The 15,228-nt window shown below is 34.4% G+C and carries 14 protein-coding genes and 1 tRNA gene; 8 read left to right on the plus strand and 7 right to left on the minus strand.

Annotation, left to right across the window (positions count from 1 at the left end):
- Window positions 1–72 precede the first annotated feature (72 nt).
- From CLV55_RS10990 to tgt, 4 genes are all read right to left on the minus strand, one after another.
- On the minus strand, window positions 73–1,026 hold the full coding sequence (locus CLV55_RS10990) for an acetyl-CoA carboxylase carboxyltransferase subunit alpha (protein ID WP_112113849.1): 954 nt from the start codon (window positions 1,024–1,026) through the stop codon (window positions 73–75).
- 94 nt (window positions 1,027–1,120) lie between these two features.
- Window positions 1,121–1,996, minus strand: coding sequence for a DMT family transporter (locus CLV55_RS10995; protein WP_112113850.1), 876 nt, complete (start codon window positions 1,994–1,996; stop codon window positions 1,121–1,123).
- Window positions 1,983–3,068 (minus strand): LptF/LptG family permease, encoded by a 1,086-nt coding sequence (locus CLV55_RS11000; RefSeq protein WP_112113851.1) that lies wholly within the window; start codon window positions 3,066–3,068, stop codon window positions 1,983–1,985. Before CLV55_RS11000 ends, CLV55_RS10995 begins: the two co-directional genes overlap by 14 nt.
- Before the next feature lie 12 nt (window positions 3,069–3,080).
- The gene (gene tgt, locus CLV55_RS11005; protein ID WP_112113852.1) at window positions 3,081–4,211 is read right to left on the minus strand and encodes a tRNA guanosine(34) transglycosylase Tgt; all 1,131 of its coding nucleotides are present in this window, start codon (window positions 4,209–4,211) and stop codon (window positions 3,081–3,083) included.
- Between the two features lie 191 nt (window positions 4,212–4,402).
- On the opposite strand from tgt, the gene CLV55_RS11010 reads away from it, so the two are divergent.
- The 8 genes from CLV55_RS11010 (at window position 4,403) to CLV55_RS11040 (ending at window position 13,669) form a co-directional block, all read left to right on the plus strand.
- Complete coding sequence (locus CLV55_RS11010) at window positions 4,403–4,789, plus strand: hypothetical protein (RefSeq protein ID WP_112113853.1); 387 nt, start codon at window positions 4,403–4,405, stop codon at window positions 4,787–4,789.
- Between the two features lie 87 nt (window positions 4,790–4,876).
- A complete protein-coding gene (locus CLV55_RS11015; RefSeq protein WP_112113854.1) occupies window positions 4,877–9,229 on the plus strand; it encodes a CusA/CzcA family heavy metal efflux RND transporter in 4,353 nt (1,450 codons plus the stop codon).
- A gap of 6 nt (window positions 9,230–9,235) precedes the next feature.
- Window positions 9,236–10,366 (plus strand): efflux RND transporter periplasmic adaptor subunit, encoded by a 1,131-nt coding sequence (locus CLV55_RS11020; RefSeq protein WP_112113855.1) that lies wholly within the window; start codon window positions 9,236–9,238, stop codon window positions 10,364–10,366.
- Window positions 10,359–10,901 carry a VIT1/CCC1 transporter family protein gene (locus CLV55_RS11025; RefSeq protein ID WP_262510380.1) on the plus strand — a complete coding sequence of 181 codons (543 nt, stop codon included), beginning with the start codon at window positions 10,359–10,361 and terminating at the stop codon, window positions 10,899–10,901. Before CLV55_RS11020 ends, CLV55_RS11025 begins: the two co-directional genes overlap by 8 nt.
- Window positions 10,828–11,058 carry a VIT1/CCC1 transporter family protein gene (locus CLV55_RS13105; RefSeq protein WP_394338245.1) on the plus strand — a complete coding sequence of 77 codons (231 nt, stop codon included), beginning with the start codon at window positions 10,828–10,830 and terminating at the stop codon, window positions 11,056–11,058. The genes CLV55_RS11025 and CLV55_RS13105 overlap by 74 nt, the downstream gene beginning before the upstream one ends.
- A gap of 98 nt (window positions 11,059–11,156) precedes the next feature.
- Complete coding sequence (locus CLV55_RS11030) at window positions 11,157–12,002, plus strand: transketolase (protein WP_112113856.1); 846 nt, start codon at window positions 11,157–11,159, stop codon at window positions 12,000–12,002.
- Window positions 12,003–12,025: 23 nt separating this feature from the next.
- Complete coding sequence (locus tag CLV55_RS11035; RefSeq protein ID WP_112113857.1) at window positions 12,026–12,709, plus strand: hypothetical protein; 684 nt, start codon at window positions 12,026–12,028, stop codon at window positions 12,707–12,709.
- Between the two features lie 6 nt (window positions 12,710–12,715).
- Entirely contained in the window at window positions 12,716–13,669 is a 954-nt protein-coding gene (locus CLV55_RS11040) for a transketolase family protein (protein WP_112113914.1), read from the plus strand.
- A gap of 103 nt (window positions 13,670–13,772) precedes the next feature.
- On the opposite strand, the gene CLV55_RS11045 is transcribed toward CLV55_RS11040, so the two are convergent.
- The 3 genes from CLV55_RS11045 to CLV55_RS11055 all read right to left on the minus strand — a co-directional run bounded on the left by CLV55_RS11045 (window position 13,773) and on the right by CLV55_RS11055 (window position 15,210).
- Window positions 13,773–13,846, minus strand: a tRNA-Thr gene (locus CLV55_RS11045).
- A 79-nt stretch (window positions 13,847–13,925) separates the two neighbouring features.
- A complete protein-coding gene (locus CLV55_RS11050; protein WP_112113858.1) occupies window positions 13,926–14,192 on the minus strand; it encodes a hypothetical protein in 267 nt (88 codons plus the stop codon).
- Between the two features lie 55 nt (window positions 14,193–14,247).
- On the minus strand, window positions 14,248–15,210 hold the full coding sequence (locus CLV55_RS11055) for a type I phosphomannose isomerase catalytic subunit (protein ID WP_112113859.1): 963 nt from the start codon (window positions 15,208–15,210) through the stop codon (window positions 14,248–14,250).
- Between the last annotated feature and the right edge of the window lie 18 nt (window positions 15,211–15,228).

Below are 15,228 nucleotides of genomic sequence, written 5' to 3' on the forward strand. Positions count from 1 at the left end.
TTACTTTTTGTTAACAACCCAAAAAAAATCCGAAACCATGGGCTTCGGATTAAGTATTCTCATTGAATGATTTTATTCTTTAAATTCGCCCATTTTGCTGTATTTATCCATTCTTTGCGCTACTAGCTCTTGTGTTGATAATTTTTTGATGTCATTATATGCTTTAAGAATATATTGCTGTACAGTTTTAAAAGTAGTCTCCCTATCATAATGCGCCCCTCCCAAGGGTTCTGGAATTACCTCATCTACTAATTTTTGTTTCTTCATATCTGAAGAGGTTAATTTTAGTGCTTCAGCCGCAGTTTCTTTATGCTCCCAACTTTTCCATAAGATAGAAGAACACGATTCGGGTGAAATTACAGAATACCATGTGTTTTCCATCATTAATACCCTATCTCCTACACCTATTCCAAGAGCTCCTCCTGAAGCTCCTTCTCCAACAATCACACAGATAATTGGTACTTTTAAACGACACATTTCTAAAATGTTTCTCGCAATGGCTTCTCCTTGACCCCGTTCTTCGGCTTCTAGTCCAGGATATGCTCCTGGTGTATCAATAAATGTAAGTACAGGAATGTTGAATTTCTCTGCCATTTTCATTAAACGCAAGGCTTTGCGATATCCTTCAGGGTTGGCCATTCCAAAATTTCTGTACTGTCTGGTTTTGGTATTGTAGCCTTTTTGTTGACCCACAATCATAAAAGACTGACCCTCTATTTTCCCTAAACCCCCAACCATGGCTTTGTCATCTTTAAACCCACGATCTCCAAAAAGTTCAAGAAAAGTATCCCCACACAATGCTTGAATGTGATCCATAGTGTAGGGTCTGTTGGGGTGTCTTGACAACTGTACGCGTTGCCATGCAGTAAGATTTTTATATATTTTCTTTTTGGTTTCTTCTAATTTTTTTTCGATTTGTTTGCATGTATTTGTTACATCAACATCCGACTCCAATCCAATAATTTGACATTTGTCTAATTGGTCTTCAAGTTCTTTAATTGGAAGCTCAAAATCTAAATATTCCATAGGATTTGTCTAGTTTTAATTTTTTCGAAATGCAAATATAAAACTAAATATTTGTAGTAAGCGTAATTTTAACGGTTAGTTTTAACAAATTCGTCTATTTCGTTCTATTTTTTAGAATGCCATTAATGAGAATTGTCGTCAATATAATAAAAGCTCCTAAGTAGAATTCGGGAGACATTTTTTCTTTATCTTCAAAGAGTATTACCGCCAAAATAATTCCATACACAGGCTCTAAATTAATGGTTAACATTACTGTGTAAGGCGTTAAGTATTTCATTACGGAGGTAGAAACCACAAAAGCATAAGCAGTACAAATCGAACTCAATATAAGCAAATAATAGAAGTCGTTTACACTAATTTTGAAAAAAGAGGCATTAAAACCACCTGTAATCAAAAGAAGTACGGAAAAAAACAGCACACCTCCTAGGAGTTCATAAAAAGAAATTACAACAGGGCTATGCTTTTTTACAAATTTACTGTTTACAATTGCAAAAGTAGCTGATAATGATGCTGAGAGTAATCCCAAAATTATTCCTTCCACATACTTTTTTTCTACATGAAAAATTAGAATCAATCCAGCAACCACAATCAAGCCTAATATTAGTTCATAAAAGACTATCTTCTTTTTACCAAACAGTGGTTCTAATAAGGTGGTAAAAAAAGCTCCCGTTGAAAGACAGGCCAAAGTAACCGAAATATTCGATACCTTAATAGCCTTAAAAAAAGTAAACCAATGGAATGCAATAATTAAACCTGATAAAGTAAACTTAAGAACCTCTTTCTGAGAAACTTGTAATGGTATTTTTTTTAATTTAACATATATCAATATGAACCCAACAGCCAAGAGCATCCTATACCATACCAAAGGCATCGCTTCTAAAGAAATTAATGAGCCTAAAATTGCTGTAAATCCCCAAATAAATACGATGAGATGAAGATGTAAATGGCTTTTAATATTATCTTTTAGCATTTTTGAGGAGGTATAAAGCCAAGATTCCAAAAACAATATTGGGAATCCAAACGGCTATTAAGGGTGGTGCACTAGATTTTTCAGCCAATACACCAAAAACTTTGTCTAAAAACACAAAAGAAAAGGCTAATGAAATCCCTATGGCTAGGTTTATTCCCATACCTCCTCTTCGTTTCATGGAAGAAACAGCCACTGCAATTATTGTTAATATAAAGGCGGAGACTGGAATACTATATTTTTTATACAAGACTACCAAATATACATTGATGTTGGTAGATCCTCTTTCTTTTTCTTTTTCAATAAATCGTACTAACTCATTGTAGGGAAGTGTTTCTGCGATGTATACGACAGGTGTCAAATCTTCTAAAGCAAATTGAAAAACGGTATCTTTTTGTGGCAATGTTTCGAGAATGTCATTATAGGCACCTATTTTTCTTTTTCTGTAATCAAAAAGGGTATAACTACTGTCTTTTGCATTCCACATGATTCGACTTGCCGATACTTTGTATTTTAATTTGTCTTTTTCAAAGCGCTCCATGGAAAAATTAAATCCCATTTTGGAATCGGAATTGTAATTACTCACATAGATGTATTCGTTGGGATTGATTTGTCGATACACATCCGAGTTGTCTCTCATTTCATTTTCACCATTCCCAATAAGGTAACGGTATCTAAAATTTTTAAATCCGTCACTGGCTTTGGGTACTAAAAAAAATCCCATAATTAAGGCAAAAATAGATACTATAGTTGCTCCAATAATGTAGGGTCTTAAAAATCGTGTAAAGGATATTCCCGAACTTAATATTGCAATAATTTCGGTGTTGTTTGCCAACTTGGACGTGAACCAAATTATGGATAAAAAAAGAAATATGGGAAAAAGTAAATTGGCAAAATAAATGGTAAAATCGACATAATATTGGGCAATAGCACTAAAAGGAACTTGATTTTCTATCATTTTATTCACTTTCTCAGAAACATCAATGGTAATTCCGATGGGAATAAACATCAACAGCATCACTGTAAAAGTGGCTAAATACCTTTTTAGTATGTATTTGTCAATTATTTTTAACATTCTGAAAAAAACTTACAGTCTTTGATTCATTTGAGTTACCATTCTTTCTTTCCACACTCTAAAATCGCCTGCCAAAATATGCTTTCTTGCTTCGCGCACCAACCAAAGATAAAAGCCTAGGTTATGTATTGTAGCAATTTGTTTTCCTAAATATTCATTGGCTGCAAAGAGATGTCTTAAATAGGCTTTAGTATATTCGAGGTCCACAAAGGTATGTCCCATTTCATCTATAGGAGAAAAATCGTCTTCCCATTTTTTATTTTTTATATTGATGACTCCATGTGCTGTAAAGAGCATTCCGTTTCGAGCATTTCGAGTAGGCATCACACAATCGAACATATCGACTCCAAGGGCTATGTTCTCTAGGATGTTTATGGGCGTTCCAACCCCCATCAAATAACGTGGTTTATCTTCTGGTAAGATGTCACAAACCACTTCAGTCATGGCATACATTTCTTCTGCGGGTTCTCCTACTGAAAGTCCGCCGATGGCATTTCCTTGTGCACCCACGTTGGCAATATATTCTGCCGATTGTTGGCGAAGGTCTTTGTAAGTACTTCCTTGAACGATGGGAAATAAGGTTTGCTCATAACCATATTTAGGTGGTGTCGAATTTAGGTGATTGACACAACGATCAAGCCAACGATGTGTCATGTGCATGGATCGTTTGGCATATCTATAATCGCAGGGATAGGGCGTACACTCATCAAAAGCCATGATGATATCGGCTCCAATGGTTCTTTGAATATCCATCACATTTTCTGGCGAAAAAAAATGGTATGATCCATCGATATGAGATTTAAACTTTACGCCTTCTTCTTTAATTTTTCTATTGGCTGAAAGGGAATACACTTGATACCCCCCCGAATCGGTGAGGATGTTACGATCCCAATTCATAAATTTATGAAGCCCTCCTGCCTTTTCAAGAATTTCAGTTTGAGGTCGAAGGTATAAATGATAGGTATTTCCGAGAATAATATCGGGATTAATTTCTTCTTTTAGTTCTCTTTGGTGAACCCCTTTTACGGAGGCTACGGTACCAACGGGCATAAAAATTGGCGTTTCAATCACGCCGTGGTCTGTGGTAATTTTTCCGGCTCTGGCTTTGGAATTAGTGTCTTTCTGTATTAATTCAAATTTCATAAAAGCATTTTCTACGGGCAAATATACTTTTTTTAGCCCATTCTATCTATCTTTTTTTACTTTAATTAACATGATTTAAAAGACATTTCTTCATTCTTTTTCTTAAAAAAACCATTAAAAAATCATGTGGCTGTGGTTATTCAAAAAATGTTAATTACTTTTGTATTGAATTAGTAAAGCATCTTTCAAGCATGAAGAAATCTGTGGTATTGTGCTTATTGTTTGTATATTTATTTTCGACAACTGAATTGCATCAGTTCTTGAAACTTCCTGCTTTGGTGGAACATTTTTCGGAACACCAACAAAAAGATGCCTCGGTGACTTTATGGAAGTTTCTATACATGCACTATGCCTACAGCAACGACCATGATAATGATTTAGAGAAAGACTCCAAATTGCCTTTTAAAACGCATGATAATTGCAACAACAATCATCATGTTACAGTGCTTCCCGAAGAAAAAAATTATCTTCAAAACGTTTGTTTTATACCTAAAAGTACGGAATTACATACGTACTATACTTCATACTTTTCATCGTCTTATTTAGAAAGTATTTGGCAACCGCCAAAATTTTGTTAATTCTTTTTTGTTCTTCATGGTACATCTAAATTTATTATTTGTACATTTATTCTTATTGATTTCAAAAAATAATTAACATCATTTTACATGCTAAATAAAATCATTGCATTTTCTGTAAAGAACAAACTCATTATTGGGTTATTTATAATAAGTCTTCTCTTTTATGGGATTTATCAAACTACAAAACTGCCTATTGATGCCGTACCCGATATTACCAACAATCAAGTTCAGGTAATAACTATTGCGCCATCTTTCGGGGCGACCGATATTGAACGGTTGGTTACATTCCCGATTGAACAGGCTAATAATAATATCTCTGGACTGAAAGAAATTAGAAGTTTTTCACGCTTCGGGCTATCTCTCGTAACCATTGTATTTGATGACGAAACAGACATTTATTGGGCGAGACAACAAGTAGCCGAACGGCTTCAAAAAGTACAAACTGTTATCCCTAGTGGCATTGGAACCCCAGAATTGGGTCCAGTATCTACAGGATTGGGCGAAATTTATCAATATGTGGTTCGTCCAAAAAAAGGGTATGAAAAAAAATATAATGAAACCGAACTGCGAACCATTCAGGATTGGATTGTAAGAAGACAACTCCTAGGGGTGAAAGGAGTTGCCGAAGTGAGTAGTTTTGGAGGAAAATTAAAACAATACGAAATTGCGGTTAACACCAATAAATTGCAATCGTATGGACTGACCATCAGTGATGTTTTTTCGGCAGTAGCACAAAACAATCAAAATACGGGAGGAGCATATATTGAGAAAGGTCCGACAGCCTTATTCATTAGAAGTGAAGGACTGCTGGGTTCTATTGAAGATATTGAGAATATTGCTATTAAACCTACTACTTCAGGTACGCCTCTTTTTATTAGAGATGTTGCTGAAGTAAAAATAGGTTACGCCACCCGATATGGCGCCATGACCTACAATGATACTGGAGAAGTTTCAGGTGCTGTAGTCATGATGTTGAAAGGAGCCAATAGTAGTGATGTCATTAAAAATGTGAAAGAACGTGTTGCGCAAATTCAAAAAACACTTCCTGAAGGAGTTGTTATTGAACCGTTCTTGGACCGCACAAAAATGGTGAATAATGCTATTGGTACTGTGGAACATAATTTGCTTGAAGGTGCCTTAATCGTCATATTTGTTTTGGTTTTATTTTTAGGAAATTTCAGAGCGGGACTTCTTGTCGCTTCTGTAATTCCGTTGGCTATGCTTTTTGCAGTGATTATGATGAATACTTTTGGCGTGAGTGGAAACTTGATGAGTTTGGGAGCGTTAGATTTCGGACTTATCGTTGATGGTGCCGTCATTATTGTAGAAGCTGTAATGCACCAATTATCACACAGTAAAAAATTTAAGGATGTCCAACAATTGTCACAACAAAAAATGGACAATGAGGTGCAAGCCTCTGCAAGCAAAATGATGAATAGTGCCGTGTTTGGTCAGATTATTATTTTAATCGTATACTTACCCATTTTTACACTACAAGGTATTGAAGGTAAGATGTTTAAACCAATGGCGCAAACCGTTGCCTTTGCGTTGCTTGGTGCTTTTATTCTTTCGCTTACCTACATTCCGATGATGAGTGCCTTATTTTTAAGCAAAAAAGTGAAGCATGAGTCCAATCTATCAGACCGAATTATGAATCGTGTTGAAAAAAAATACCAACATGCGCTTCAAAAAATATTAAATCATCCTAAAATGGTACTTTCTACGGTGCTATCGCTTTTTGTACTTGCGCTAATTACTTTAACTTTTTTGGGTGGCGAATTTATTCCTGCTTTAGAAGAAGGTGATTTTGCAGTAGATACCAAAGTATTGACAGGTAGTAATTTAAAAACAACGATAGAAAGCACTCAAAAAGCAGCTCATATTTTAAAAACCCAATTTCCAGAAGTAGAAAAAGTTGTTACTAAAATAGGCAGTGGAGAAGTTCCTACCGACCCTATGCCCATGGATGGAAGTGATATGATGGTGGTGATGAAAGATAAAAGCGAATGGAAAACAGCGGAAACTTTTAACGAAATGGCTGAAAAAATGGGAAAAGCCCTCGAAGCTGTTCCAGGAATTACGGCTGGTTTTCAATATCCCGTACAGATGCGATTTAACGAATTAATGACAGGAGCACGACAAGATGTAGTTTGTAAAATATTTGGGGAAAACCTTGATACATTAGCCCATTATGCTGCCAAAATTGGAAAAATTATTCCTACTGTTCAAGGAACTCAAAACTTGTATATCGAACCCATAACAGGAATGCCACAGGTTGTGATTACCTATAACAGAAATACGATTGCACAGTATCATCTTTCTATAGATGCCGTCAATAAAGTAATCAATACCGCTTTTGCTGGGGAAAGTACAGGTTTAGTATTTGAAGGAGAAAAACGTTTTGATTTGGTTGTTCGTTTAAACACTAACCAAAGAAAAAATCTTGAAGACATACAAAATCTTCTAATTCCTACGCCACAAGGTACTCAAATTCCACTCTATCAACTCGCCGAAGTGAATATCAAAAATGGTCCAAACCAAATTCAGCGTGAGGATGCAAAACGAAGAATAGTAGTTGGATTTAATGTAAGAGGTCGTGATGTACAAAGTATTGTTACCGAATTACAACAAAAAATTGAAAAGCAAATTAAATTTCCACCTGGCTATTATACAACTTATGGTGGGGCTTTTGAAAATTTAAACAAAGCCAAAGCACGACTAATGATAGCGGTACCTGTATCCTTGTTATTAATCTTTATTTTGCTGTTTTTCGCCTTCAATTCGGTAAAAAAAGGATTATTAATTTACTCTGCGATACCTTTATCGGCTATTGGAGGGATTTTCTTTTTAGCTTTGAGAGGAATGCCTTTTAGTATCAGTGCCGGTGTGGGATTTATTGCGCTTTTTGGTGTGGCCGTATTGAATGGGATTGTGTTAATTTCGGAATTTAATCAATTAAAATCAGAAGGTATGAACGACGTGCAAAGAATTGTTTTAATGGGAACTAAAGTTCGTTTGCGTCCCGTATTGATGACTGCTTTTGTGGCATCACTAGGATTTTTGCCTATGGCTATAAGCAATGGCGCTGGAGCCGAAGTTCAAAGACCCTTGGCGACTGTAGTTATTGGAGGACTCTTGATTGCCACTTTTTTAACATTGTTTGTGCTTCCTATTTTATATGTTACTTTTGAAAAAGGAATTCGCTTCCCATTTAGGAGAAAAAATATAACAATCGGATTGCTCTTAATAGGATTATCCTCTACTTTTTCCCTTCAAGCTCAAAAAACCATCAGTATAGATCATGCTCTAGAAATGGCGTTACAAAACAATCATGGACTAAAATCTGAAAAACTCAAATCAGACTATCAGAAAAAAATGATTCAAACAGCCTACGCTATCGCACCAACAACCATTTCTAGCGATTACGGTCAATTGAATAGTATTTACAATGATACCCGATGGGGAGTGTCTCAAACGATTCACTTTCCCACGGTATACACCCGACAAAAAAAGCTCTTTTCTGAAGAATGGCAGCAATCTAATTATACCGTAGCTCTGAAGGAAATCGAACTCAAAAGGGAGGTTTCAAGAATCTTTTTTACACTAATTTATTTATCTGAAAAGGAAAAATTACTAAAAAAATGCGACTCTTTATATGCTGAATTTTTACTCAAATCGGAGTTACGATTCAAAAAAGGGGAAAGCAATATTCTGGAAAAAACCACTGCTGAATCACAAAAAGGAGCTATTCAATTACAATTAACACAATTAATTGAGGAAAGAGAAAGCACACAAAATGAATTTTTATTTTTATTGAATTCCAAGGAACGCTTCATCCCAGAATCGTCGTCATTAAAACTTAAATTCGTTACTCCAACCGAGGAAATTTCCTCGGAAACACATCCCTATCTTTCCGTATTGAATCAACAGAAGAGGATTTCGTTGGCAAACACCAAACTCGAAAGAGCAAAATTATTGCCTCAACTAATATTTGGCTATAACAATACATCCATCATTGGTATTGGAGCCGATGATGTATTGTATTCTAAATCCAATCGCTTTCAATCGGTTCAATTCGGGTTGGGTATTCCTATTTTTGGAGGAGCACAAAAATCAAAGATTGAAGCGTCAAAAATAGAGGAAGCTATCGCTCAAAATGAATTTGATAAAGAGAAATTATTTCTTGAGAATCAAATCAGAACTACTTTAACTTTATACAAAAGTACTCTCGAAAAATTAGATTATTATGAAAAAACTGCTTTGCCTAACGCTGATGTAGTAATGAAAACGGCAGGTATCCAATTCATCAATGGTGAAATCAATTATTTAGACTGGGTCATTCTTGTTAATCAAAGCATTACCACAAAAAGCAACTACATAGATGCTATTCATCATTACAATCAAATCGTAATTCAACTCAATTATCTTACCTCAAAATAAAATCAAATGAAAAATATATTATATAGTTTTTTAGTATTGGCATTCCTGAGTTGCCATTCAAAAAGTAACGAAACAGCTACTTCCGAAGAAAACAAAGACAATACAATCGTATCATTAACCGATGCGCAAGCCAAAAACACAGCAATTAAGATAGGAAAACTTGAACAAAAAACCCTATCTTCCCTTTTAAAAGTAACTGGAAAAATTGACGTTCCACCGCAAAATATGGTTTCCATAAGCATGCCTTTGGGAGGGTATTTAAAATCTACCAAGCTTTTACCTGGATTACATATTTCAAAAGGAGAAGTAATCGCTACTATGGAGGACCAACAGTATGTTCAATTGCAACAAGATTACCTAATTACAAAATCAAGACTTTATTATGCTGAAAAAGAATTCGAACGTCAAAAAGAACTCAATAAAAATCAAGCCAGCAGTGATAAAGTATTTCAAATGGCCGATGCCGAATACCAAAATTTGAGAATTACACTTGGTGGATTAGGTGAAAAATTAAAACTTATTAATATTAATCCTGCCACATTATCAGAAAAAAACATATCTAAAAGTGTCGCACTTTATGCGCCAATCAATGGGTTTGTTTCTAAAGTAAATGTGAATATTGGAAAATATGTCAATCCTTCTGATGTTTTGTTCGAATTGATAAACCCTAGTGATATTCATCTTAATCTTAAAGTCTTTGAAAAAGATATTACAAAACTTTCTATAGGTCAAAAATTAGTTGCCTATACTAACAACCAACCCGAAAAGAAACATCCCTGCGAGATTCTACTTATAAGTAAAGATTTGTCTACAGAAGAACACGCGGCAGATGTGCATTGTCATTTTGAAAATTATGACAATTCTTTACTTCCGGGCATGTACATGAATGCCGAAATTGAACTAAAAAACAACAATGCTTTTGCCATCAATCAAGAAGCGATTGTAAATTATGAAGGAAAAGATTATATCTTTGTTACAATTGGAAAGAACCAATTTAAAATGATTGAAGTCAAAACCAATGTTGCTGAAAATGGGTATGTAGAAATTGTTAACGCCAACGAATTGGAGGGAGCATCAATTGTTACTAAAGGAGCCTATACCCTATTAATGAAATTAAAAAACAAAGCCGATGAGTAATACTATTGCCTATCAAGAACAACACCTCAAAAGTTCCGACTTTATAACTGACATTGTAATTGGAATGAGTGATGGGTTGACCGTACCCTTTGCCTTAGCGGCTGGTTTAAGTGGAGCCGTACACAGCAACACTATCGTTATCACAGCAGGAATAGCCGAAATTGTAGCTGGATGTATTGCAATGGGATTAGGTGGTTATCTTGCAGGTAAAACAGAACAAGATCATTATGAAAGTGAATTAAAACGAGAGTACTTTGAAGTTGACAATTATCATCAAAAAGAAATTGATGAAGTAAAAGAAATTTTTGCCGATTACGGAATTGATGAAGCAGGACAAACTTTATTAGCAAATCAATTGGCAAAGGATAAAGACAAATGGGTCGACTTTATGATGAGATTTGAATTAGGACTTGAAAAACCACATCCTAAAAGAGCAAGAAATAGTGCCTTAACCATAGGTTGTGCTTATATTGTTGGAGGTTTTTTGCCGCTTTCCGCCTATTTTTTTTACAGATACTCCAACAAATGGTCTTAAATTATCAGCGCTATTTACAACATGTTGTCTGTTTATTTTTGGATATTTCAAAAGCAAAGTTACCGGTCAACCTCCCATTAGTGGCGCTATTAAAGTAACTTTAGTAGGACTATTGGCTGCGGGTGCTGCCTTCGGAATTGCTAAATTTATAAGCTAATTTATATCTATTCATCTTCAAAAGAATTACAAATCTTGTGAATGATAATCTAAAATTATCTGACTATCTTTGCTCTTTATAATTTTTAACTACAAAAAATGTCTGAAATTAAACGTCTAGAAGATTTTACCACTCAAGTAAGAAGAGACATTCTTCGAATGGTACACGCTGTTAATTCGGGTCATCCTGGAGGCTCTCTGGGTTGTGCTGAGTTTTTAGTAACCCTTTATCAGAGTATTATGACTCGCAAAGAAGGTTTTGATATGAACGGAATAGGAGAAGATATTTTCTTCTTATCAAATGGTCATATCTCACCCGTTTTTTATAGTGTATTAGCAAGAAGTGGTTATTTTTCTGTTTCTGAGTTAGCTACTTTTAGAAAATTAGACACGCGCTTACAAGGCCATCCAACAACACATGAAGGTTTACCAGGAATTCGAATGGCTTCAGGGTCTCTGGGTCAGGGATTGTCTGTTGCGTTGGGGGCTACACAAGCCAAAAAATTGAATCAAGACCAACACTTGGTTTATGTGCTTACAGGAGACGGCGAACTTCAAGAAGGTCAAAATTGGGAGGCAATCATGTATGCTTCTGCAAAAAAAGTAGACAATTTGATTGCAATTGTTGATTACAATGGTCAGCAAATAGATGGTGCTACTAAAGATGTTTTAAATATGGGGAATTTGAAAGCAAAATTTGAAGCTTTTGATTGGGACGTAGTGGAGATTACAGAGGGAAATTCTATTGAGGCTATACTAACAGGCATGAACGATGCTAAATCTAAAACAGGCCATGGAAAACCCGTATGTGTGTTACTACATACTGAAATGGGTAACGGCGTAGATTTTATGATGCACACGCATGCTTGGCACGGTAAAGCTCCAAGTGACGAACAATTGGCAAATGCTTTAGCACAAAACCCTGAAACTCTAGGCGATTATTAAAATTATTCTTCAAATTTGACTTAATGAAAAAATTTTTTCTTCTTTTTTTGTTTTGGACAACACTTATTTGTTTTGGACAAAAAGAAGAACCTTTTCATTATCATTTTGATACCTTTCTTTCTTTCAAAACTATACATTATAATAAGTTTGAAGAAGCAGAATATGATATAATTTTGGTTAAAAATTCTTATGATAAAAACAGTTATATTTCAATTAACAACACTTTGAAATCTGCTACATTATTTGATTATTCTAATAATAAAATTTTCTTTTTTAATTTTACAAAAAATATTGAATCTATTGATGATTTAAAACATTTAGATACTATATCTCATTATGTTGATGATGATTTTAATGAATTAAAGAAATTTGCTTCCGATTACAAAAAAAAATATAAAGAAGTAGAATTCGAAAGAGATTCTATCAAACATAGTTTAATTGTTCACAAAATAGTTTATTCTAATAAGAAAAAGAAAAAGATAATAGACGAACAATACTATGTATTTAAAGAGAATAAAAACAAAACTAAAAAAGATGAAAATGAATACGAATCAGAATTAATCATTAATTATAAAGTTCCATTAATAACAACCGATGAAATTGATAAAATCATTTATGTTGAAAATGGAAAAAAAATCTCAGAGAGTAACTATAATTTCATAAAAAAACAAAATATTGAATTCAATTTTATTAGTTATAAAAAATAAGATATGATAAAAAAATATATCAATACAGGAAGTAAAGACACTCGCTCAGGATTTGGAGCAGGGATGACTGAATTAGGACAAAAAAATGAACATGTAGTGGCGCTTTGTGCTGATTTAATTGGATCTTTAAAATTTGATGATTTCAAAAAGAATCATCCAGAACGTTTTTTTCAAATCGGAATTGCAGAAGCCAATATGATTGGAATTGCAGCTGGTTTAACCGTTGGAGGTAAAATTCCATTTACAGGTACTTTTGCCAACTTTTCTACGGGTCGTGTGTATGACCAAATCCGTCAATCGGTTGCATATTCAGATAAAAATGTAAAAATTTGTGCTTCTCATGCTGGATTAACACTAGGAGAAGATGGTGCAACACATCAAATATTGGAAGATATTGGTATGATGAAAATGTTGCCTGGCATGACAGTAATAAACACATGTGATTACAATCAAACCAAAGCAGCTACTATTGCTTTAGCAGAACACCATGGTCCAGCTTACTTGCGTTTTGGTCGACCAGTAGTCCCTAACTTTACACCTGCTGACGAACCTTTTATAATTGGTAAAGCGATCATGCTTCATGAAGGAACCGATGTAACTATTATTGCCACTGGGCATCTCGTATGGGAAGCTTTGATTGCTGCTGAAACTCTAGAAGCAAAAGGGATTTCTGCCGAAGTGATTAACATTCACACCATAAAACCATTGGATGAAGAAGCGATATTGAAATCAGTTGCTAAAACAGGATGCGTAGTCACTGCAGAAGAACACAACATTCTTGGTGGATTGGGAGAAAGTGTAGCCAGAACGCTAGCTTTAAATAATCCTAAACCACAAGAATTTGTTGCTGTACAAGATTCTTTTGGTGAAAGTGGTACTCCAGAACAATTGATGGATAAATACAAGCTTAATCATCAAGCTATTGTTGAAGCAGTAGAAAAAGTTATTATAAGACGCTAATTCTAACTAAAATAAACTTAAACCGTTTTGAATATTCAAAACGGTATTTTTATTGCTAGAACACAAAACAAAAAACCACCACTTAAAGTGATGGTTTTTCTTGAGCCGATAGAGGGACTCGAACCCACGACCTGCTGATTACAAATCAGCTGCTCTAGCCAGCTGAGCTACATCGGCGTCTCATTATTGTGATGCAAATATAGGACTGAAAATTAAATTTCCAAAATATTTTTGCACTTTTTTAATGATTTTTTTGTTAAAGCGCATTGATTTTAGCAACCAATTGATTAGCAGTTTGTTCTAATTCCTCATTGATTTGTTTGAAATGTGCTTTATTATTTTCAACATTTTTAGCATTTACTTTCGTAATTAAAGCATCAAAAGAGCTAATAGCTTCATCTATAATAGCATTTGTAGCTTCTGTTGGTTTTCCTGCTCCAGTCATCTCACAAATGTATACCGCTTCAATAATATCTCCTAAAACGTAATTAATATCTTTTTTTAAATTTCTAACACTTGCCATTTTTTTTATTTTTTAAAATTTGATGCAAAATTACACATAATCTTTTGAATTCATGTTACGAAATGTATATTTCTAACAACTCAGATGTTCCAAAAATTTCGAAATTTTTGATTTTAGCGGGAATCAAAATCGTATCACCAATTGTATAGTGATACTTTTCATCTTCATACTTTAATTCAAAAGATCCTCCAACACACATATATACATGAAACGAATCGTCATTCTTGGAAATAGTCATGCCACCATCTAAAGGAATAAAATTTGTAGTAAAATAGGGGCATTGCACCACATTATTAGACCTATTTTCTATTTTAGAATACTTTTTTTCGGAGGAAACCACGTCATAATTTATAGCATCTAAAGCCAAATCAATATGCAGTTCACGTGTTTTTCCACTAGCGTCTACCCTATTAAAATCGTAAATTCTATAAGTGATATCAGAGGTTTGTTGAATTTCTGCTATAACAGTTCCAGCACCTATTGCATGAATCGTTCCTGTTTCTAAAAAGAAAACCTCTCCTTTTTTAACTTCTTTTGTATCGAGAATATCAAGTAAGGTATTATTCTTTAAATGTTTCAAATACGCTTCAGAAGATGATTTGTCTTTAAAACCAATAATCAATTTGGAGTTTGTATCTGCCTGCATCACATACCACATCTCCGTTTTACCAAAAGAATTGTGACGCTCTTTTGCCAATGTATCATTAGGATGTACCTGAATAGATAAATCTTCCCTAGCGTCAAGATATTTAAACAACAACGGAAACTGACAACCAAATTGCTTATAAACTTGAGTACCTAGTAGTTGTTCTGGAAATTCATTAATCAGATCGATTAACGATGTTCCTTCATAAACTCCATTTGAAACCACACTCACATCATGATCTACAGTAGAAATCTCCCAGCTTTCACCGGCCATTTCTGAACTTATAGGTTTATTCAAGTAGGTTTTTAACTTGGTACCACCCCAAATTCTATCTTTAAGAATGGGATGAAATTGTAGCGGATATAATTTCATAGACCGCAAAAATAAGAA

It is taken from the genome of Flavobacterium aciduliphilum (genome assembly GCF_003268855.1).
In the GTDB taxonomy this organism is placed as follows: Bacteria; Bacteroidota; Bacteroidia; order Flavobacteriales; family Flavobacteriaceae; genus Flavobacterium; species Flavobacterium aciduliphilum.